Annotated in this window: 20 protein-coding genes; 9 read left to right on the plus strand and 11 right to left on the minus strand. The window is 53.0% G+C overall.

What is annotated here, in order from left to right; all coding sequences use genetic code 11:
* Positions 1-19: 19 nt before the first annotated feature.
* Entirely contained in the window at positions 20-481 is a 462-nt protein-coding gene (locus K5Y30_RS07365) for an Lrp/AsnC family transcriptional regulator (RefSeq protein WP_222210807.1), read from the minus strand.
* 115 nt (positions 482-596) lie between these two features.
* Between K5Y30_RS07365 and K5Y30_RS07370 the strand changes: the two genes are divergently transcribed.
* Entirely contained in the window at positions 597-1,631 is a 1,035-nt protein-coding gene (locus tag K5Y30_RS07370) for a PLP-dependent cysteine synthase family protein (RefSeq protein ID WP_222181557.1), read from the plus strand.
* Between the two features lie 34 nt (positions 1,632-1,665).
* Here K5Y30_RS07370 and cof read toward each other — a convergent pair whose 3' ends face one another.
* A complete protein-coding gene (gene cof, locus K5Y30_RS07375; protein ID WP_222181556.1) occupies positions 1,666-2,487 on the minus strand; it encodes an HMP-PP phosphatase in 822 nt (273 codons plus the stop codon).
* Between the two features lie 93 nt (positions 2,488-2,580).
* Between cof and K5Y30_RS07380 the strand changes: the two genes are divergently transcribed.
* Both K5Y30_RS07380 and queC read left to right on the plus strand, forming a co-directional pair.
* Entirely contained in the window at positions 2,581-4,296 is a 1,716-nt protein-coding gene (locus tag K5Y30_RS07380; RefSeq protein WP_222210808.1) for an SgrR family transcriptional regulator, read from the plus strand.
* 26 nt (positions 4,297-4,322) lie between these two features.
* Positions 4,323-5,018 carry a 7-cyano-7-deazaguanine synthase QueC gene (gene queC / locus K5Y30_RS07385; protein ID WP_154153596.1) on the plus strand — a complete coding sequence of 232 codons (696 nt, stop codon included), beginning with the start codon at positions 4,323-4,325 and terminating at the stop codon, positions 5,016-5,018.
* Between the two features lie 37 nt (positions 5,019-5,055).
* On the opposite strand, the gene K5Y30_RS07390 is transcribed toward queC, so the two are convergent.
* The 9 genes from K5Y30_RS07390 to bolA form a co-directional block, all read right to left on the minus strand.
* Positions 5,056-5,463: a thioesterase family protein gene (locus K5Y30_RS07390; RefSeq protein WP_137385275.1), complete on the minus strand. Its 408-nt coding sequence runs from the start codon at positions 5,461-5,463 to the stop codon at positions 5,056-5,058.
* A 102-nt stretch (positions 5,464-5,565) separates the two neighbouring features.
* Complete coding sequence (locus K5Y30_RS07395) at positions 5,566-5,889, minus strand: ComEA family DNA-binding protein (RefSeq protein ID WP_101762421.1); 324 nt, start codon at positions 5,887-5,889, stop codon at positions 5,566-5,568.
* A 140-nt stretch (positions 5,890-6,029) separates the two neighbouring features.
* Entirely contained in the window at positions 6,030-7,898 is a 1,869-nt protein-coding gene (gene ppiD / locus K5Y30_RS07400) for a peptidylprolyl isomerase (protein WP_222210809.1), read from the minus strand.
* 237 nt (positions 7,899-8,135) lie between these two features.
* Entirely contained in the window at positions 8,136-8,408 is a 273-nt protein-coding gene (hupB, locus tag K5Y30_RS07405; RefSeq protein ID WP_036648244.1) for a nucleoid-associated protein HU-beta, read from the minus strand.
* Positions 8,409-8,621: 213 nt separating this feature from the next.
* The gene (gene lon, locus K5Y30_RS07410) at positions 8,622-10,976 is read right to left on the minus strand and encodes an endopeptidase La (RefSeq protein WP_101762422.1); all 2,355 of its coding nucleotides are present in this window, start codon (positions 10,974-10,976) and stop codon (positions 8,622-8,624) included.
* A 188-nt stretch (positions 10,977-11,164) separates the two neighbouring features.
* Positions 11,165-12,436 (minus strand): ATP-dependent protease ATP-binding subunit ClpX, encoded by a 1,272-nt coding sequence (clpX, locus tag K5Y30_RS07415; protein ID WP_008103932.1) that lies wholly within the window; start codon positions 12,434-12,436, stop codon positions 11,165-11,167.
* 129 nt (positions 12,437-12,565) lie between these two features.
* A complete protein-coding gene (gene clpP, locus K5Y30_RS07420) occupies positions 12,566-13,189 on the minus strand; it encodes an ATP-dependent Clp endopeptidase proteolytic subunit ClpP (RefSeq protein ID WP_007886971.1) in 624 nt (207 codons plus the stop codon).
* A gap of 335 nt (positions 13,190-13,524) precedes the next feature.
* On the minus strand, positions 13,525-14,829 hold the full coding sequence (gene tig, locus K5Y30_RS07425; RefSeq protein ID WP_008103935.1) for a trigger factor: 1,305 nt from the start codon (positions 14,827-14,829) through the stop codon (positions 13,525-13,527).
* Positions 14,830-15,131: 302 nt separating this feature from the next.
* Positions 15,132-15,446: a transcriptional regulator BolA gene (gene bolA, locus K5Y30_RS07430; protein ID WP_008103937.1), complete on the minus strand. Its 315-nt coding sequence runs from the start codon at positions 15,444-15,446 to the stop codon at positions 15,132-15,134.
* A gap of 267 nt (positions 15,447-15,713) precedes the next feature.
* Here bolA and K5Y30_RS07435 point away from each other — a divergent pair, with 267 nt between their 5' ends.
* The 6 genes from K5Y30_RS07435 (at position 15,714) to K5Y30_RS07460 (ending at position 22,125) form a co-directional block, all read left to right on the plus strand.
* Positions 15,714-16,292: a lipoprotein gene (locus K5Y30_RS07435; protein WP_007886975.1), complete on the plus strand. Its 579-nt coding sequence runs from the start codon at positions 15,714-15,716 to the stop codon at positions 16,290-16,292.
* 54 nt (positions 16,293-16,346) lie between these two features.
* Positions 16,347-17,834 (plus strand): muropeptide MFS transporter AmpG, encoded by a 1,488-nt coding sequence (gene ampG, locus K5Y30_RS07440; RefSeq protein ID WP_222210810.1) that lies wholly within the window; start codon positions 16,347-16,349, stop codon positions 17,832-17,834.
* Positions 17,835-18,268: 434 nt separating this feature from the next.
* Positions 18,269-19,195 carry a cytochrome o ubiquinol oxidase subunit II gene (gene cyoA, locus K5Y30_RS07445; protein WP_101762426.1) on the plus strand — a complete coding sequence of 309 codons (927 nt, stop codon included), beginning with the start codon at positions 18,269-18,271 and terminating at the stop codon, positions 19,193-19,195.
* Positions 19,196-19,199: 4 nt separating this feature from the next.
* Positions 19,200-21,182, plus strand: a complete 1,983-nt coding sequence (gene cyoB, locus K5Y30_RS07450) for a cytochrome o ubiquinol oxidase subunit I (protein WP_192236708.1) — start codon at positions 19,200-19,202, stop codon at positions 21,180-21,182.
* Positions 21,182-21,796, plus strand: a complete 615-nt coding sequence (locus K5Y30_RS07455) for a cytochrome o ubiquinol oxidase subunit III (protein WP_007886985.1) — start codon at positions 21,182-21,184, stop codon at positions 21,794-21,796. Before cyoB ends, K5Y30_RS07455 begins: the two co-directional genes overlap by 1 nt.
* Positions 21,796-22,125 (plus strand): cytochrome o ubiquinol oxidase subunit IV, encoded by a 330-nt coding sequence (locus K5Y30_RS07460; protein WP_007886986.1) that lies wholly within the window; start codon positions 21,796-21,798, stop codon positions 22,123-22,125. The genes K5Y30_RS07455 and K5Y30_RS07460 overlap by 1 nt, the downstream gene beginning before the upstream one ends.
* Positions 22,126-22,131: the final 6 nt, after the last annotated feature.

Raw genomic sequence — 22,131 nt, forward strand, 5'->3', positions numbered from 1 at the left:
GTGTCTCTTTCTGTGCCCGTTAGGGCGCTACCGGCAAGGCGGTGGTGTATTTAATCTCTTCCATGGCAAAACTGGAGGTCACATCTATCAGTCCCGGTACGCCGTTCACCAGGCGCTTATAAAAGCTGTCGTAACTCTTCATGTCCGCGACCTGAATGCGCAGCAAATAATCGTACTCGCCCGCCATGCGGTAAAACGCCATCACTTCCGGCATTTGCTGCACCACGGCGACAAATTGCTTAAACCACTCGCTGCTGTGCTGCTGGGTTTTGACAAACATAAAGGCGGTAAGCGACAGACCGATTTTTTCGCCGTCCACCAGCGCCACGCGCGCACGAATAATGCCATCATCTTCCAGTTTTTTCAGGCGTTTCCAGCACGGCGTGGTGGTGAGATTCACCGTATCGGCTAACGTCTGCAGCGACAACGTGCAATCCTGCTGCAGCATTGCCAGCAAAGTGCGGTCAGTTTTATCTAACATTGGCCACTCCGGGAGAAAATTTTTCTCTAATCTCGCCATTATAACCCGGTTTTAGCAACCTCTTTTTCCTGCCAGTGCCTTACACTGTGCGCAATAATGATTACGGAAATGCCACATGCAAACGCCCTGGGTTCGCCACGCCATCAATGAAATTAATGCCGATTTTCAGCGCTCTGCGGATACACATCTGATCCGCTTTAAGCTGGATGATTTTCCCGGCATTCACTTCTATCTCAAGGATGAAAGCACCCATCCCAGCGGCAGCTTAAAACATCGTTTGGCGCGTTCCCTGTTTCTCTATGGCCTGGCGAATGGCTGGATCCACGAAAATACGCCAATCATTGAAGCCTCATCTGGCAGTACTGCGGTATCGGAAGCTTACTTCGCGCGTTTGCTCGGTTTGCCCTTTATCGCCGTGATGCCTGCCAGCACCGCGAAACGCAAAATCGAAATGATTGGTTTTTACGGTGGCGAGTGCCATTTCGTCGCCGATCCCTGCCAGCTGTATAGCGAATCCGAGCGTTTAGCGCGTGAACTCAACGGCCACTTTATGGACCAGTTCACCTACGCCGAACGTGCCACCGACTGGCGCGGCAACAACAACATCGCCGAAAGCATTTTCCGCCAGATGTCACACGAACCGTTCCCGGTGCCGCATACGGTGATCATGAGCGCCGGTACCGGCGGCACCTCAGCAACGTTGGGCCGCTATATCCGCTATCAGGGCCATGACACGCGCCTGCTGGTGGTCGATCCGCAGCATTCAGTGTTCTTTGATTACTGGCATAGCCGCGAAAAAACGCTGCGCAGCGAACGCGGCAGCCTGATTGAAGGCATTGGTCGTCCGCGCGTGGAACCGTCGTTTTTACCCGACGTGATTGACGAGATGATGAAAGTGCCGGATGGCGCGACAATCGCCGCGATGCTGCAGCTGGAAAAGGTGCTGGGACGTCGTCCTGGCGCCTCAACCGGCACCAACTTTTGGGGCATGATGCAGGTGGCAAAACGCATGCGGGAAAACAGCGAGCAGGGTTCTCTGGTGACATTGCTGTGTGACAGCGGTGAGCGCTATCCGGACACCTATTACAATGCGCAGTGGGTAGAGCAGAATATCGGCGACATTGCGCCTTGGGTGCGAGAGCTGCAATAAAAAACCGGACGTCCTGTCCGGTTCACTGTAAGCCTCAGCATTCGGGGGAATAATCGAGGTGTGGTGTGGTCATCCAGTGATTAAGGTAGTGAGACACCGCCTGTGTCTCGCAATGTCCGATAATCGGTAAATGGGGCAACGACGCTTTCAGTTGATTCATGGCGTTGCCCATAATGAAACCGCTGCCAACGCGCTCCAGCATTTCGCGATCGTTCATGGCATCGCCAAACGCCATACAATCCGCCAGCGACAGCGAAAGGTGCTGGCACAAACGTCCCAACGCCGCGCCTTTATGGCAATCGACCGGCAACACTTCCAGGCAATCCCACGCAGAGAAGCAAATATTAGCCCGCTCGCCCAACGCGGCCTGCAATTCACTTCTTAGCGCCTGCAACATTTCATGCGGTGCAATAAAACAAATTTTGGTGACTTCATGCGCCGACATCTGACGCAAATCACGCAGCTGATAATGGAAGCCACTCATCGCATGCGCTTCCAGCGCGCCGAGCAGCGGTTTATCGGTAAACCAGCCCTCATCGTTGAAAATATGAATCGAGGCTGGCGTTTGCCAATGGGTATGAATCACCTCTTCCGCCACCGATGGCGATAAATCGCAGCCGTAAAGTTGGTTGCCTTCCAGATCGTGAATACGCGTGCCGTTGCCGGTGATCAGCCACGCAGGCAAGGTGATTTGTTCGCGTACTCGCTGCATATCCATAAGATGACGCCCGGTGGCAAACGCCAACGTGACGCCGCGCTGATGCAACGCATGCAGGCTTGCCAGCGTTTCATTACCTAACCGGTGCGAAGGAAGCAACAGCGTGCCGTCCATATCAAATGCCGCGAGGCGAGCCATGCGAATTCTCCTGTCTGAGTGAGGCAGCTACTATCGCCTGGCAATTACGGAACTAATAGTGAATACTTTCTAAAAACTGTTCCGGGTTTAGCCATGCGCGAACTTCATCGGGTCAATCAATTTCAGCGCCTGTGGCAACTCAGCCACGGCGAAACGCAACGCCTCAGCGTCGCTGCGATGGCGCAACACTGCTTTTGCAGCGAGCGGCATGTGCGCACGTTGCTGCGTCAGTGGCAGGATGCCGGCTGGCTGAAATGGCGCGGAGAATCCGGGCGTGGCAAACAGGGCGAGCTGACTTTCCTGCTGTCACCGGAGCAGCTGCGTCAGCAGCTGTTAACGCAGCAACTCGACGCCGGCGAGGCGGTGCAGGCGCTGCAGGTGCTGGATCTGCATCCCGAGCGGTTAGTGAAAATGCTGCGGCCGCTGATGGGCGGTCAGTGGCAGAACCAATCACCAGTGCTGCGCATTCCTTATTACCGCGCGATGGAGCCGCTGCGTCCACTAAAGCTAACCGGACGCGCCGAGCAACATCTGGCGCGCCAGGTTTTCTCCGGGCTTACGCGCTTTCGCGATAACGATGTTGAAGGCGATATCGCTCACCATTGGCAGCACGATGCCAGCGGCCGTGACTGGTACTACTGGCTGCGCCCGCAGCTTAGCTGGCACAACGATGAACCGGTACAGGCGGCACAGTTGGTTGAGCAGTTGCAGCAGATCATGCAATCGCCGCGCGGCTCGCGGCTGCTGGCGGCGATTGAACGGATTGAAGCACCGCATCCGCTGGCGATACATATCCAACTGCGTGAAAGCGATTATTGGCTGCCGCAGCGTCTGGCGCATCAATTCTGTCTGTTACCTCATCCTGAATTCGCCGATGTCGGTAGCGGGCCGTGGAAACTCACGCATTTCACCGCTGAAATGGTGCGGCTGGAGAGCCATGCACGCTGGCATCTGCAGCACCCGCTGATCCAGCGGATGGAGTACTGGATCACGCCGCAGCTGTTTGACCGTGATCTCGGCACCAGTTGCAGCCATCCGGTGCAGATCGCCATTGGCGATCCTGACGAACTCGGTTCGCTGCGTCCGGTTGATCGCAGTATTAGCCTGGGATTTTGCTATCTGGCGCCACGCATCTCGGCGCACTTCAGTGCCGAGCAGGCCCAATCGCTGATTGCCCTGATTCAGCGCAGCGGCGTTATTCAACAATTGCCGCTGGATGAGGGTTTAATCACACCGAGCCATGAGCTGCTTCCTGGCTGGCCGGTACCGCGCGCCGAAAGAGAGACGATTGCACTGCCGCCCACATTAACGCTGCATTACCACTTGCCGGTCGAACTGCATGTGATGGCACAGGCGTTAATTCCACTGCTGGCGCAACACGGCTGCGCCCTCACCTGCATCTTCCATGACGTAAAAAGCTGGCGTGACGATAGCGATCTCAGTGAGGCCGATGTGGTGATGGGCGATCGACTGATTGGCGATGCGCCACTGTTTACGCTGGTGAACTGGCTGGAGAACGATCCGGTCTGGCAGCCGCTACGCGAACAGGTTCTGCAAACGCCACTGAGCGCGATTGCCCAACAACCTGATGCACTGCAGCGCAGTGAATTGACTCAGCAACTGTTTCAGCAGCTGATGTGCGATGGCCACTTACTGCCGCTGTTTAACTATCGCTATCAGGTTTTTGCGCCGCCCGGCGTGGAGGGCATCCAGCTTAATAGTTTGGGATGGTTTGATTTCACCCGCGCCTGGATTCCGCCGCCAACCAAAGCTAGCGCTGTTCAGCCTGCGTCCGAGCCAGTAACATAAGCGCACTGATTTTTGGGGAAGAAAAAATGAAACGAGCCGTTGTGGTATTCAGTGGCGGACAAGACTCCACCACCTGTTTAATTCAGGCGCTGCAACACTATGATGAAGTGCATTGCGTGACTTTTGATTACGGCCAGCGCCATCGTGAAGAGATCGAGGTTGCGGCTGAGCTGTCGCACAAGCTGGGCGCGCGCGCGCACAAAGTGCTGGACGTTACGCTGCTCAACGAGTTAGCCGTCAGCAGCCTGACACGCGATAACATTCCGGTGCCCACTTACGATCCCAATGCCAGCGGTTTGCCGAGTACCTTTGTACCGGGCCGCAATATTCTGTTTCTGACGCTGGCATCGATTTATGCCTATCAGGTCGAAGCCGAAGCGGTGATCACCGGCGTGTGCGAAACCGATTTCTCCGGCTATCCGGATTGCCGCGATGAGTTTGTTAAAGCACTGAATAACGCCGTCAGCCTCGGCATGGCGCGCAATATTCGTTTTGAGACGCCGCTGATGTGGCTGAATAAAGCTGAAACCTGGGCGCTGGCCGATTACTGGCAGCAGCTGCCGCTGGTACGCGCTGAAACGCTTACCTGCTACAACGGCGTAAAAGGTGATGGCTGCGGCGAATGCGCGGCCTGTCATTTACGCGCCCGTGGCCTGGCAGATTATCAGGCGAACGCCTCGGCGGTGATGGCAGCGATGAAAGAAAAAAGCGGCCTCAACTGATTCAGGCCGCAGAGTAAACTGGCGTCATTGGCGCCAGTTATTCATTTTCGACCATCAGTGACGCCAGACGCTCGCGCAACTCACCTTCCATCGGCACCGCTTTTTGCGTACGCAGATCAATACAGACAAAGGTCAGCGCTGCATCGGCTACCACCGAATTATCACTCGCCAGCAGGACACGCTGCGCAATGATGCCGCTTTTACCGCTGAGCTGTGACACTTCACTTTCAATATTCAGTACGTCGCCCAATACCGCCGGACGACGATAGTTGATGTTGATATTCACCACCACAAACGCCAGTTGCTGCTCCATCAGCCAATGAAACGCATCGACATCCTCCAGCCACTGCCAGCGCGCCTCCTCCAGAAATTCCAGATAGCGCGCGTTATTCACGTGCTGATAAACATCCAGATGGTAACCGCGCACTTTAATTGTGGTTTGCATTATTGCTCCTTGTTCAGGCTGAGAATGACAACTGGTAAGACCTGTTGAGCATAGCACAGCCTGAATCCGGGCTTTTTCAATCCTTCAAAGTCGCGAGACGCTTCACAGTTTAAGCCGGGCGCTGTTGCGCTCAATAAGTGCGCTACCGATACCCGGTACCTCCTTGAGTTGTTCAATAGCGGTAAACGGGCCGTATTGTTCGCGATAACTGACAATCGCCTGCGCTTTCTTCAGCCCGATACCGTTCATACCCGCCGCCAGTTGTTCGGCGGTGGCTGAATTGATGCTGACCTGTCCTTCCTGTGGCGTGGAGACTTGCGTCGCCTGCGTTTCACTGGGACTTTCGGCAGCCGCCAGTCCGGTGGTATAAACTGCGCCGCCCAGCGCCAGCGTAATGCATAGGGCTTGAAACGTTGATTTCACCATGCTGTGTTTCTCCTTGTGTTTGACAGCAACAGCAGGGTGTCACAGCACAATTCAACGCTCAAAAGGGCAATTTCAGAAATGGAAAAGGCCGCATAAGCGGCCTTTCGGATATTGCAGTGATTTAACTTTTTTTGTGAGGCTTACTGGTTTTGTGCTGCGGCGCCGTACTTAATCTTCGCCTCTTTACGCAGGTTTTCCAGCAGCGCTTCAAAGGCGATTTGCGCGTTATTCTGCGTTACGCCTTTTACCATCTCATCGATCTGCGCCTGCGGCATGTTGCCCGCGCTGACTTTATCCAGCGCGATCAGCACCACATTGCCCTGCATATCTTCACTCACGCCCCACGACGGTTTATTGTCGGCAGGTTGTGGCAGATTGAAGGCCGACTGAGCAACAGGATCCTGCGCGTTGCGATCGAACGATTTGCTGGCGCTGAGCGTCAGGCCTGCAGCCTTCAGTGCATCCGCTTTACCGGCTTTCAAATCGGCCAGCAGCTTGTCTGCTTGTGCTTTCGCCTGCTGCGTCGCTTTATCATGCTTCAGCGAGTCTACGATCTGCGCTTTTACCTGATCCAGCGGCTTCACCGCTTCCGGTTTGTGCTCGCTGATACGCAGGACAAAGGCACGATCGCCATCCACAGAGATGATGTCGGAGTTGTTACCCGGCGCACCATTCTGGCCCACTAAACCACCGTTGAAGATCGCCTGTTTAACCTGATCGAAATTCAACTCGTCTGGCAGGTTATCGCGGGTGATCCAATTGGTCTCTACCACTTTCAAGCCGGAAGCTTGCGCGGCACCCGCCAACGATTCGTTGTCGTTGCTAGCTGCTTCGCTGACTTTCTGCTGAATTTTGTAGAAGCCATCAACCGCTTTCTCTTGTTTCACTTTATCGGCAACGATGTCATGAACATCGGCCAACGGCTTAACCTGCTCCGGCTGGATATCATCCAGACGCACGACCAGGAAGCCAACCGACGATTTGATAGCGCCGGAAAGCTGGCCTTTCTGCGTCAGATTGGCGTTTTTCAGCTCGTCTGGCGTAGTGCTCGGCTCCAGCCAACCCATGTCACCCCCTTTGCGGGCTGAGATTGGGTCGATGGATTTGCTTTTTGCCAGCGCAGCGAAATCTTCGCCTTTCTTCAGCGCGTCAACCACGGCGTTAGCGTCAGCTTCCGTCTTGGTCTGGATCACGCTGTAGCGATTACGCTGCGGCTGTGAGTAATCCGCTTTGTGTTGATCGTACCAGCTCTGAATGTCCGCTTCGCTGGCCGTTTCCTGCATGCTAGCGGCATCCATTTTGATGTAGCTCACGCGGAACTGCTCAGGCGCCATGAAGCTATTCTGGTGCTGCTGGTAATATTGGCTGACTTCGTCGTCGCTGACCGTCTGCTTAGCCGCCAGCGCGTTGACATCAATCACCGCCTGACGCACTTCACGCTGCTGCGACACCAGATCCACGAGTTTGCTGGTTTCGCCTTTTAACATGAAATCGGTGTTAGCAATTGCGTTAATCAGCTGCTGCGTCGCCAGCTGCTTGCGCAGCGCTTCGGCATACTGATCAGCCGTGAAGCCCATGCTGGTGATCAGGCCGCTGTATTTGGCGTTGTCGAATTTACCGTTGGTCTGGAAAGCTTTCTGATTGAAGATCGCCTGTTTCACCTGATCATCGCTGATGCCGATGTGCAGATCTTTGATGTACTGATCAAGTAACGCCTGATCGATCAACTGCGACAGCGCCTGCTGGCGCATCTGCTGCATGTAGCCTTCGTTGCTGGCTAACTGCGAGAACTGATCGCCCAGCATCTGCTGCTGACGATTGCGCTCGTTGTTATAACCCTGCTCCAGCTCTGCACGGCTGATCTCGTGGCCGTTAACTTTGGCAGCATAATCACCGCCGCCACCGATCAGGTAGTTGCCCACCCCGGTGAGTACGAAAGACAGGATGATCAATCCCAGAATAATCTTGAGCACGACATGATTCGACGCCGCGCGTAAATTGTCCATCATGGTATGACAACACTCCGCTGTAGTGTGAATGTAAAGCTCTAACACGATGTCATCATCGTGCAACTGCTGTTCAGGCTGGCAGTTGGCAACCATGCGGAGACAACAACCAAAGGCTATCGCCGCGCATCAAGAATAAAAAAGGCACATCAAAAATGATGTGCCCGTATGTTACATGAGAACGGCTTTTGCGTCCTCAATCCACGGAAGAAAATGCTTCAATGGATGTATCAGCGGTCATTAATTGACGGAATCTTTCAGTGCTTTACCAGCACGGAAGCCCGGAACTTTACCAGCCGGAATGGTGAGCTCTTTACCCGTTTGTGGGTTACGGCCTGTGCGAGCTGCACGCTCACGTACAGAGAAAGTACCGAAACCAACCAGTGCCACTTCATCACCGCCCTTCAGAGCTTCGGTAACGGAGTCCATGAATGCATCTAAAACACGTCCCGCTGCCGCTTTAGAAATGTCAGCATCTGCAGCAATTTTGTCGATCAACTGTGACTTATTCACTCTCTTCATCCCCTCTTTTATTATTCACATCGCACCCGCGCTTCCCGCCCGGTGCGAACGCGCAGCAAGTTATATCAAGCCTGTGGAGCTGAAACAACGGTATTCATCTTAATCGTTGATCCAGCAGCCCACTAAGTTAGCGGCACAAAAAAAAGCTGGCAAGCACCATTTTGCCTGCCAGCTTCGCTTTTTAGCGGTTTATGCCGCTAATCACTATTTTGCGGTCGCAACCTGCATGCCGTAAGGCGCATTTTCCAGTGCCAGGTTCAGCACTTCTTCAATACGCTTCACCGGATGAATCTCCAGATCGGCAATCACGTTCTGGGGAATATCCTCCAGATCGCGCTTGTTTTCGTCCGGGATCAGCACGGTTTTGATACCGCCACGGTGTGCCGCCAGCAACTTCTCTTTCAGGCCACCAATCGGCAGAACCAGACCACGCAGGGTGATTTCACCGGTCATTGCGACATCAGAACGCACCGGGTTGCCGGTTAAGCATGAGACCAGCGCGGTGCACATGGCGATACCGGCGCTCGGGCCATCTTTCGGCGTCGCACCTTCTGGTACGTGCACGTGGATGTCGCGTTTCTCGTAGAAATCACCGTTGATGCCCAGTTTCTCTGCACGCGCGCGCACCACAGTCAGCGCGGCCTGAATCGATTCCTGCATCACTTCGCCCAGCGAACCGGTGTAAGTCAGCTTGCCTTTACCTGGTACGCAGGCGGTTTCAATGGTCAGCAGATCGCCGCCCACTTCCGTCCACGCCAGGCCGGTCACCTGACCCACACGGCTTTCGCTCTCTGCGCGACCATAATCAAAGCGCTGCACGCCAAGGAAATCCTTGAGGTTGTCGCCATTGATCACGATGTGCTTTTTCGACTTATCCATCAGCAGCGCTTTCACTGCTTTACGGCACAGCTTGGAAAGTTCGCGCTCCAGACTACGCACGCCCGCTTCACGCGTGTAGTAGCGGATGATGCCAACAATCGCGCTGTCGTCGACGGTGATCTCTTTCTCTTTCAGCGCATTACGTTCAATCTGCTTCGGCAACAAATGTTGCTTCGCGATGTTCAGCTTTTCATCTTCGGTGTAACCGGAGAGACGAATCACTTCCATACGGTCAAGCAACGGTGCTGGGATGTTCATGGAGTTTGAGGTCGCCACGAACATAACGTCAGAGAGATCGTAATCCACTTCCAAATAGTGATCGTTAAACGCGATGTTCTGCTCAGGATCCAGCACCTCAAGCAGCGCTGAAGCCGGATCGCCACGCATGTCAGAAGACATTTTGTCGATCTCATCCAGCAGGAACAGCGGGTTTTTGACGCCCACTTTCGCCATTTTCTGGATCAACTTGCCAGGCATAGAACCAATGTAGGTACGACGATGTCCGCGGATTTCCGCTTCATCACGCACGCCACCCAGCGCCATACGCACGTATTTACGTCCGGTGGCCTTAGCAATCGACTGTCCCAGCGAGGTTTTACCCACGCCCGGCGGTCCAACGAGGCACAGAATTGGGCCTTTGATTTTGCTAACGCGACTTTGCACCGCAAGATACTCAAGGATGCGATCTTTGACGCGCTCCAGACCGTAATGGTCGATATCCAGCGTTTCCTGCGCTTTACGCAGGTCTTTCTTCACCTTGCTGCGCGCCACCCACGGAACCTGAACCATCCAGTCGATGTAGCCACGCACCACGGTCGCTTCTGCAGACATCGGCGACATCATCTTCAGCTTCTGCAGCTCAGCTTCGGCTTTTTCACGCGCTTCGGTCGGCATTTTGGCCGCTTCAATCTTACGTTTCAGCGCCTCGTACTCATCCGGCGCATCATCCATTTCGCCCAGCTCTTTCTGAATGGCTTTCATTTGCTCATTCAGATAGTACTCACGCTGGCTTTTTTCCATCTGCTTTTTAACGCGGTTGCGAATGCGCTTCTCAACCTGCAGCAGATCAATTTCTGATTCCATCATCGCCATCAGATATTCCAGACGTTCATTGACGTCGGACATCTCCAGCACGGACTGTTTATCAGCCAGTTTCAGCGGCATATGCGCTGCGACGGTATCGGCCAGACGAGCCGCATCGTCGATGCTGTTGAGGGAGGTTAAGACCTCAGGTGGGATTTTTTTATTGAGCTTGATGTAGCCTTCAAACTGGTTAATGGCCGTGCGCACCAGCACTTCCTGCTCGCGCTCTTCAATTTCTGGCGAGACAAGGTATTCGGCCTGGGCAACAAAATGGTCGCCATTGTCAGCCAGCGTGGTGATGTGCGCGCGTTGTAAACCTTCGACCAGCACTTTTACCGTGCCATCTGGAAGTTTCAGCATCTGCAATACAGAAGCGACGGTCCCTACTGAGAAGAGATCGTTAATGCCAGGTTCATCCGTTGAAGCCTCTTTCTGTGCAACCAGCATGATCTTTTTATCATGATCCATCGCGGCTTCGAGGCACCGAATCGATTTTTCCCGGCCAACAAACAACGGAATTACCATGTGCGGATAAACCACCACGTCGCGCAACGGCAACACGGGGATTTCAATGCGTTCAGAACGCTCAGGATTCATAGAGCTCTCTCTTAGTTTAATGTCCGCCAGGTGATGGGTACCGCGCAATAGAGGTTTTGCAGTTAAACCCACAGGATATTGAGTATATGGGGATGCTTGTACGACATTCAATGTCACTGGCGAGAGAAAAACAAAAGGGGAAAGATTTTTCCCCTTTTTTAAGATAACAACGTGGTGCAATTGTTTATTTATTCACCAGAAGCCTGGGCTTCATGCTTTCCATAAATCAACATCGGCTCGGATTGACCTTCAATGACTGATTCATCAATCACCACTTTTTCAACGTCATCCATCGAAGGCAGGTCGTACATAGTTTCAAGTAACGCACCTTCAACGATAGAACGCAGACCACGCGCACCGGTTTTACGTGACATCGCTTTTTTAGCGATTGCCGTTAAGGCTTCGTCGCGGAATTCCAGTTCTACGCCTTCCAGATTGAACAGCGCCTGATACTGTTTGGTCAGCGCATTCTTCGGCTCACGCAGGATCTGAATCAGCGCTTCTTCACTCAGTTCGCTCAGCGTTGCCACAACCGGCAAACGACCGATGAACTCAGGAATCAGGCCAAACTTGATCAAATCTTCTGGCTCAACCTGAGACAGTAATTCGCCTTCACTCGCCTTCTGGGATTTGCCCTTCACGGTTGCACCGAAGCCGATGCCGGACCCGGTTTCAACACGCTGGGAGATCACCTTGTCGAGACCGGCGAATGCGCCACCACAGATAAACAGAATCTTGGAGGTATCAACCTGCAAGAACTCCTGCTGCGGATGTTTACGTCCGCCCTGCGGCGGTACGGCAGCCACGGTGCCTTCAATCAGTTTCAACAGCGCTTGCTGTACGCCTTCGCCCGAGACGTCACGGGTGATCGACGGGTTGTCAGACTTACGAGAAATCTTGTCGATTTCATCGATGTAGACAATGCCGCGCTGCGCTTTCTGCACGTCGTAATCACACTTCTGCAGCAGCTTCTGGATGATGTTTTCAACGTCTTCACCCACATAACCCGCTTCGGTCAGCGTGGTGGCATCCGCCATCGTGAAGGGCACATCCAGCAAGCGCGCCAGCGTTTCGGCCAACAGTGTTTTACCGCTACCGGTTGGACCGATAAGCAAAATGTTACTTTTGCCCAGTTCAATACCGTTGCTGGTATCGCCATTGCGCAGGCGTTTGTAGTGGTTATACACCGCTACTGCCAGCACTTTCTTCGCCCTTTCCTGACCAATAACATAGTCATCAAGGTGATGGCGGATTTCATGCGGCGTCGGCAGTGAGCTACGCTCGCGGTGCGGCGCAACTTCCTTAATCTCTTCGCGAATGATGTCGTTGCAAAGATCAACGCACTCATCGCAAATGTACACTGACGGCCCGGCAATTAGCTTACGGACTTCATGCTGGCTTTTGCCGCAGAAAGAGCAGTACAGCAACTTACCTGAACCGTCTTTGCGCTTATCTGTCATCAGCTAACCTCTTTTCTTTCTCAGACCAAATTTGTTGTACGGCGCTGGCCGTACATCAACGGCCGATATGCATTCAACCCATCTGCCTGCTCCCCGTTAACTATAGCGTAAGGGGCAGACAGATGTGTCTTATTGGCGATGCGTCAGGATTGAGTCAACCAAACCGTACTCAACCGCTTCGCCCGCAGAGAGGAAACGATCGCGCTCAGTGTCGCGTTCAATCTCTTCCAGCGATTTGCCAGTGTGCTCAGCCATCAGCTCATTCATGCGCTGCTTCACTTTCAGGATTTCGCGCGCATGGATTTCGATATCCGTCGCCTGGCCCTGATAGCCGCCCAACGGCTGATGAATCATCACACGTGAATTAGGCAGGCAGAAGCGTTTGCCTTTGGTGCCTGCTGTCAGCAGGAACGCACCCATTGAACAAGCCTGACCCATACAGATGGTGCTGACATCCGGCTTGATAAACTTCATTGTGTCATAAATCGACATCCCAGCAGTAATCACGCCGCCTGGCGAGTTAATGTAGAGGTAAATGTCTTTTTCAGGATTCTCAGCTTCCAGAAACAGCATCTGCGCCACGATCAGGTTAGCCATATGATCTTCAACCTGACCAGTCAGGAAGATCACACGCTCTTTGAGCAGGCGAGAGTAGATGTCGTAAGAACGCTCGCCGCGCGAGGTTTGTTCGACCACCATTGGCACCAGCGCCATGTGCGGTGCAGTAAATTCACGATCGCCACTGTATGACATTACCGTCTCCTGATAAATTTCATTGGCAACATTCTGTACCGATTTTACGTGAGGCGCGCCGGGAAAACTATGCGCTGCAGTCTCACTCCGCAGTAACAAGACGGTTAATCAGTCAGTCTCACTGTTTTCATGCATTCTCCCTGTATCTGGGGATGCTGCCCAGTTGTTTCAAGCATAACAACCTTTTGCCCATTCGCTAACACGGAAAAAGAGCTTAGCGGATAATTTGCCGATTAATTAAGCAAATAGAGGGCAAATCGGTGTATTTGGCGCCAGAAACGAAAAAGCCCGCGACTTTTCAGTCACGGGCTCAGCACTAACGGTTAACGAATGAATCAGGCCGCAGAGGTCTGGTTCATCAGTTCCTGGAAGTTAGTGGCTTTATCGGTCACTTTCGCTTTCGCCAGTACCGCTTCAACCGCTTGCTCTTCCAGAGCCACGTTCCGCATGTTGTTCATCAGCTCGCTGTTCTTGCTGTAGAACTCGATCACTTCCTGCGGATCTTCGTACGCAGAAGCCATCTCTTCGATCAGCGTTTTAACGCGATCTTCGTCAGCCTGCAGTTCGTTGATACGAATCACTTCGCCCAACAGCAGACCCACAACGACGCGACGTTTAGCCTGCTCTTCGAACAGTTCGCGTGGCAGTTCCAGCGCTTGCTTCTCGTTGCCACCAAAACGCTGTGCAGCCTGACGACGCAGAACGTCAATTTCGCTGTCGATCAGCGCAACCGGAACATCGATGTCGTTGGCGTTAACCAGACCGTCGATTGCCTGCGTCTTGACGCGGTTACGGATAGCACCTTTCAGCTCGCGATCCATGTTCTTACGCACTTCAGCACGCAGACCGGCAACTGAACCATCTTCCACGCCAAAGCGCTTGATGAACTCTTCAGTCAGCTCTGGCAGTTCGCGAGTTTCAACTTTCTTCAGCACGATTTCGAACTTCGCATCTTTCCCTTTCAGGTTTTCTGCATGGTAATCGTCTGGGAATTTCACGTCGATAGTGAAGGTTTCGCCGGCTTTGTGGCCAACAACGCCCTCTTCGAACCCAGGGATCATACGGCCCTGGCCCATTGCCAGCACGAAGTCAGAGGCTTTGCCGCCTTCAAACTCTTCGCCGTCAACAGAACCGCTGAAGTCGATGGTCGCGCGATCTTCAGCTGTCGCTGCGGCATCGCTCTCTTTCCAGGTCGCCTGCTGCTTCTGCAGGGTTTCCAGCATGGTATCAACGTCAGCGTCAGTCACTTCTACCACTGGCTTCTCAACTTCGATTGCGTCCAGGCCTTTAAGCTCAACTTCTGGATACACTTCGAACTCAACCGCGTAGGTGAAGTCTTCGCCTTCTTTATATTCGCCCGGCACATAGTTTGGTGCGCCAGCCGGATTGATTTTCTCTTTGATGATGGCGTCAACGAAGTTGCGCGTCATCAGCTCGCCCAGTACGTCCTGGCGAACAGAAGCACCGTAGCGCTGAGAAATGATGTGTGCCGGCACTTTGCCTTTACGGAAACCGTCGATACGGACTTTCTTAGCCACTTCCACCAGTTCTTTCTTCACTGCGCTTTCGATGCTGTCAGCTGCAACAGTAATCGAAATGCGACGGCCCAGACCCTGAGTGGTTTCTACTGAAACTGTCATCTTGTTACCTCAAAAAATCACGTGCTCGGTCAACTTCAGACACCACACATAAAATGCGCCGTATCCAACAACCGGGACGGCCTCTGCAGGCAGAACCAAATCCCTGTCACCAGAAGCGTCCCGAAGACATTCCGGAAAAATAGACGCAGCATTATAGCGGCATCGCTGGAATGAGTCGAGGCTGCAAACTCACCACTTTTTAGCGGTCTTGCTGCTTTTTTGCGCCGTAGATCGCGTTTGAGTGTAATAAATGAAAAGAAAACGGCCCGCAGGCCGTTTTTAAGGATGAGTAAAAAGGGAATTCAGGCGAGCGTTCCCGCGCCGCGACAATTCGGCGAGGCCAAAACCGTATCCTGCAATCCATCCCACTCTTTTTGCGTGTAGGTATGCAGTGCCAGCGCGTGTACGCTGCCCGCTAATTCGGTTGCCAGTTCGCCATAAATAGCGCGATGACGTTGCAGAAAGCGCTGACCGGTAAATCGATCGCTGACAATCACCACTTTAAAGTGACTTTCAGAACCGGCGGGCACGTTATGACGGTAGCTTTCATCATGCACTTCAAGATGTGCAGGCTCGAAAGCGTTACGCAACTTTTCTTCTATTTGTTCGCGAATCATGATTAACACTCCTTTCCGGCGAGCGCTGTGCCCATCTGTTTAAATATTAGTAGGTTTTTCACCGCTTCCGCAGGTTGACCGTAAATAAATCCGCCAGCGCTGCGCATAGTAACTCGCTTATCTCTCAGGTCAACTGGCTGGCGTTTCATCCTGTCCGAAAAAAGCCTTTACAATCAATTTCCATTGGCCCGGGGCTTTTTTCACCGCTGCGCAATGCTATGATGGCCGCAGTTTTGCAAACCAACCCATATGCTAACGAGAATGAGTATGTTGAAAAAACTGTTATTCCCTCTGCTGGCTGCTTTTATTTTGGCCGGCTGTGCCAGCAACAACACCACATTGGATATTCAACCGAAGATTCAATTACCGCAGCAAGATCCAAGCCTGATGGGCGTCACCATCAGCGTTAACGGTGCCGATCAACGTTCCGATCAGGCGCTGGCCAAAGTAAACCGCGATGGTCAGTTGATCACGCTGACACCATCACGCGATCTGCGCTTCCTGCTGCAGGAAGTGTTAGAGAAGCAGATGACGTCACGCGGCTACATGATCGGCCCGAGCGGTGCCGTTGATCTGCAGATCGTGGTGAATGGTCTGTATGCGGATGTGACCCAAGGCAATGTGCGCTACAGCATTACCACCAAGGCGGATATCTCCATCATCGCCACCGCGAAAAACGGTAACAAGCAGGTGAAAAACTATCGCCAGACTTACAGCGTAGAAGGCGCGTTTACCGCCACCAACGCGAAGATCACCAACGCGGTTAACTCAACCCTGAGTGACGTGATTGCTGATATGGCGCAGGACACCAGCGTTCACAATTTCATTAAGCAGAACGCCCGCTAATTTCCGCAGTATTTTGCCCGGCTACTCTCAGCCGGGCTTCATTTCAGGTTGGCTATGACATCTCACTATCTGCGTATTTTTACTCAACGTAATGCGGCGGTATTGCTGCTGCTGGGTTTTGCCTCAGGCTTACCGCTGGCGTTAACCGCCGGGACGTTACAAGCGTGGATGACGGTAGAGAATGTTGACCTGAAAACCATCGGTTTCTTCTCCCTTGTCGGTCAGGCTTACGTATTTAAGTTCCTGTGGTCGCCAATGATGGATCGCTATACGCCACCGTTTCTTGGCCGCCGTCGTGGCTGGCTGCTGGTCACGCAGCTGACGCTTATTGGCGGCATTATCGCCATGGGCTTAATGCAGCCTTCGCGTGACTTAACGCTGCTGGCCGCGCTGGCGGTGCTGGTTGCTTTCTGTTCGGCTTCGCAGGATATCGTGTTCGATGCCTGGAAAACCGATGTGCTTCCGCCGGAAGAGCGCGGCGGCGGCGCGGCAATCACCGTGCTGGGCTATCGTCTGGCAATGTTGATTTCAGGCGGACTGGCGCTGTGGATTGCGGATCGCTACCTCGGCTGGCAAGCCACTTACTGGCTAATGGCGCTGCTGATGGTGCCGGGCCTGATCGCCACGTTGCTGGCGAAAGAACCGGTGACGCCGGCGCGCGAACCGCACTCGCTGCGCCAGGCCGTGACATTCCCGCTGAAAGACTTCTTCCAGCGCAACAATGCCTGGCTGCTGATCACGCTGATTATCCTTTACAAGCTTGGCGATGCATTTGCCGCCTCGCTCACCACCACCTTCCTGATTCGCGGCGTCGGCTTTAGCGCGGGCGATGTCGGTCTGGTTAACAAAACGCTGGGTTTATTGGCCACCATTATTGGTGCGCTGTATGGCGGCGTGCTGATGCAGCGCCTGAGTTTGTTCCGCGCCCTGATGATTTTTGGCGTGCTGCAAGCAGTGTCGAATTTTGCTTACTGGTTGCTGGCGGTAACGCCACCGCACTTGTGGAGCATGGCCAGCGCGGTCTTCATTGAAAACCTGTGCGGCGGCATGGGCACCGCGGCCTTTGTCGCGTTGTTGATGACTCTGTGCAACAAATCCTTCTCGGCGACGCAGTTCGCACTGCTCTCTGCCCTCTCCGCCGTGGGCCGCGTTTACGTCGGTCCCGCCGCCGGTTGGCTGGTCGAAATGTGGGGCTGGCCGACCTTCTATGCCTTCACCGTGTTTGCTGGCGTACCGGGATTACTGCTGTTATGGCTGTGTCGCGGCACTTTGCATAGCATGCAGCAAAGCGGAGAGTTTGTGATGCGCAGCTTGTGGCCGCAAGGTTACCGCTGGACGGTGCGTCTGTTTAGCATCGGCTGCGGCTTACTGGCCTTGTGGTTACTGGCCTTAGCCCTTAACGCCAGCGGCGTTGTGCAGATTGATGCGCTACTTACGCCAATGTTTGAAGCCGGCATGGCATTTGCGCTGTTGGCGGTCGCACTCGGTGTTATTTTGGATAGTTTGGCATTAAAAAAAGCGGCGCGGGAAAATCTGGGTTGAGTAAGCCAATTTTCATAACGAAATAATGGGGTAAAAATATCAGTTGCTCATTTTCCCAATAGCATTTTTTTTAAAGCGAATTAGAAACATTAAATTAACAACTGCGAGCGAATATTTAAATCCGGTGCGCAATTACTTTGTATAAAAGTCATCGCCGAAATGATGCAGAAATGTTAAATAAATGAGTATTAAGAGTACGGTTTATACTTTCCCTGATTTTTCTGCGGTTTCTACCATTGGTTTTTGTTATATTGATGCCAACTGCTTGTCGCAGTTAATAATTTGTCACCCTGCGTAACATCTGTGACACCCTTAGCAAAAGGTGTCAACAGCCTTCTGACACATCCTTAAGCTGGTTTACACTGCATAAACCTTCCCGTAAAATGCGCGCACACTTAAACGACAATAGAGCCCTTTGTCATTGAGGTCGTTAAATGAGACTCAGTAAATACAATAAAAGTTTGGGGATTTTGTCATTAATTGCAGGCGCTGTATTACTCAGTGGCTGCGATAGTGCGTTGTTAAATCCCAAAGGACAGATTGCACTGGAGCAACGTTCGTTGATTCTGACAGCTTTCGGCTTGATGATGATCGTAGTTATCCCGGCAGTCTTCATGGCAGTATTCTTTGCCTGGAAATATCGGGCAACCAATACTAACGCAACATATAGCCCTAACTGGTCACACTCAAACAAAGTGGAAGCCGTGGTCTGGACCATTCCGATCCTGATCATTATCTTCCTCGGCGTTTTGACCTGGAAATCAACCCACGCGCTGGAGCCGAGCAAACCGCTGGTTTCTGACGTTAAACCGGTTGAGATCGACGTAGTGGCACTGGACTGGAAATGGCTGTTCATTTACCCGGAACAGGGTATTGCAACCGTCAACCAGATTGCCTTCCCGGCAAACACTCCGGTGAACTTCAAGATCACCTCCAACTCCGTGATGAACTCCTTCTTTATTCCTACTCTCGGCAGCCAGATCTATGCGATGGCCGGTATGCAGACCAAATTGCATCTGATCGCCAACGAGCCAGGAACATTTGACGGTATCTCTGCGAACTTCAGTGGTCGTGGTTTCTCTGGCATGAAGTTCAAAGCCATTGCAACTAAAGACGATGCGGAATTCCAGCAGTGGGTTGCCAAAGTTAAAGCGGCACCTAACGCGCTGAACACCATGGATGATTTCGAGAAACTGGCTACGCCAAGCGAAAATCACCCGGTGGAATATTTCTCAACGGCAAATCCAGAACTGTTCAAGCAAGTGATTGATAAGTTCATGATGAGCCACGGGAAGATGGACATGCCAGAACATAAAGGCATGGACATGAGTCACGCCGCTTCCGCGGGAGCCGAGGAATAATACGATGTTCGGAAAATTAACACTGGATGCAGTGCCATACCACGAACCCATTATCGTGGTTACGGTCGCCGCTATCATCTTAGGTGGTCTGGCGCTGGTTGCTGCGATTACCTACTTTGGTAAGTGGCAGTACCTGTGGTCAGAATGGTTCACCTCCATTGACCACAAAAAACTGGGTATCATGTACATCATCATGGCTTTCGTCATGTTGCTGCGCGGCTTTGCCGATGCGGTAATGATGCGTACCCAACAAGTGATGGCTTCCGCTGGGGAAGCCGGCATACTACCGCCGCACCACTACGACCAGATCTTCACCGCTCACGGCGTGATCATGATCTTCTTCGTGGCGATGCCGTTCGTGGTAGGTCTGATGAACATCGCGGTACCGCTGCAAATCGGTGCTCGTGACGTTGCCTTCCCGTTCCTGAACAACCTGAGCTTCTGGTTTACCGCGATCGGTGTGATCCTGGTGAACATCTCTCTGGGTGTGGGCGAGTTCGCACAGACCGGCTGGTTGGCTTATCCGCCGCTTTCGGGTGCGGAGTACAGTCCTGGCGTCGGGGTCGATTACTGGATCTGGAGTCTCCAGCTGTCCGGTATCGGTACGACACTGACCGGTATCAACTTCTTCGTTACCATTCTGAAGATGCGTGCGCCGGGCATGGACCTGTTCAAAATGCCGGTATTCACCTGGGCATCACTGTGTACTAACGTCCTGATCATCGCTGCGTTCCCGGTACTGACCGTTACGCTGGCACTGTTGACGCTTGACCGTTACCTTGGCTTCCATTTCTTCACCAATGAAATGGGCGGTAACATGATGATGTACGTCAACCTGATTTGGGTCTGGGGTCACCCGGAAGTGTACATCCTGGTTCTGCCGGTGTTTGGTGTCTTCGCTGAAGTCACGGCGACCTTCTCTAAAAAGCGTCTGTTCGGTTATACCTCTCTGGTGTGGGCGACCATCGCGATTACCGTTCTGTCGTTCATCGTTTGGCTGCACCACTTCTTCACCATGGGTGCGGGCGCGAACGTAAACGCCTTCTTCGGTATCATGACGATGATCATCGCTATCCCGACCGGCGTGAAAATCTTCAACTGGCTGTTCACCATGTATCAGGGTCGCGTTGAGTTCCACTCAGCGATGCTGTGGACCATCGGCTTCCTGGTTACCTTCTCTATTGGTGGTATGACAGGTGTTCTGCTGGCGGTTCCAGGTGCGGACTTCATTCTGCACAACAGCCTGTTCCTGATCGCCCACTTCCATAACGTGATTATCGGTGGTGTGGTGTTCGGTTGTATGGCTGGCGTGACCTACTGGTTCCCGAAAGCGTTCGGCTTCACGCTGAATGAAAAATGGGGTATCCGCGCGTTCTGGTTCTGGATCATCGGCTTCTTCGTGGCATTCATGCCGCTGTATGCGCTGGGCTTCATGGGCATGACGCGTCGTATCAGCCAGGACATCGATCCTCAGTTCCACTCACTGCTGGTGGTTGCAGCAGGCGGTGCGGCGCTGATCGCTTGCGGTATCCTGTGCCAGGTTACCCAGTTCTACGTTTCTGTACGTGATCGCGACCAGAACCGTGATCTGACCGGTGACCCATGGGGTGGACGTACGCTGGAGTGGGCAACCTCTTCACCGCCGCCGTTCTACAACTTTGCTGTTATCCCGCATATCCATGAGCGCGATGCGTTCTGGGAAATGAAAGAGAAAGGCGAAGCGTACAAGCAGCCAGAAAAATATGAAGAAATTCATATGCCGAAAAACAGTGGCGCAGCTGTTGTTATCGCGGCTCTGATGACTGTATTCGGTTTCGCCATGATCTGGCATATCTGGTGGCTGGCTGGCCTCACCTTCGTGGGCACTATCGTCACCTGGATTGTGAAGAGCTTCGATGAAGACGTGGATTACTACGTACCGGTTGCTGAAGTCGAGCAGATCGAGAAGAAGCACTTTGACGAAATCAGCAAAGCAGGTCTGAAATAATGTCAACTGAAACTGCAAAACACCACCACGACGCCCATGCGGAGCATGGGCATCACGATGCAGGAGCCAATAAAGTCTTTGGCTTCTGGATCTACCTGATGAGTGACTGCATTATCTTCGCAACCCTGTTTGCGACCTATGCAGTTATGGTCAATAACACTGCCGGTGGCCCGGCAGGTAAAGACATCTTCGAACTGCCGTTCGTTCTGGTCGAAACCGCGCTGCTGCTGCTCAGCTCCATTACCTATGGTATGGCAGTGATTGCGATGAACAACCAGAACAAGGGCTCGGTCATCAGCTGGTTAGCGTTGACCTTCCTGTTCGGTGCTGGCTTTATCGGCATGGAAATCTATGAATTCCATCACCTGATCAAAGAAGGCTTCGGTCCTGATCGCAGCGGCTTCCTGTCAGCGTTCTTTACGCTGGTCGGCACGCACGGTCTGCACGTGACCTCTGGCCTGATCTGGATGGCAGTGATGATGTTCCAGATTTCTAAACGTGGTCTGACTGCAACCAACCGCACTCGTATCATGTGCCTGAGCTTGTTCTGGCACTTCCTGGATGTGGTTTGGATCTGCGTATTCACCGTTGTCTACCTGATGGGAGCCATGTAATGAGTCATTCTGTTAACGAACATGGCGCTTCTCACGGTAGCGTGAAGTCTTACATGATTGGCTTCGTCCTCTCTATCATCCTGACCGGTATTCCGTTCTGGATGGTCATGGATGGCGGCGCTTCACACGGCACTATTCTGGGTGTGGTTCTGGTGTGTGCGGTAGTTCAGGTGCTGGTTCACCTGGTCTACTTCCTGCACTTAGACAGCAAATCAGAAGGTGGCTGGAACATGGTGGCCATTGTCTTCTCAGCACTCATCATCTTGATTGTTGTCGTAGGCTCACTGTGGATTATGTGGAACCTCAACTACAACATGATGGCCCACTAAAGAGTC

The organism is Pantoea sp. DY-5 (assembly GCF_019795955.1).
GTDB classification, from domain to species: Bacteria; Pseudomonadota; Gammaproteobacteria; order Enterobacterales; family Enterobacteriaceae; genus Pantoea; species Pantoea leporis.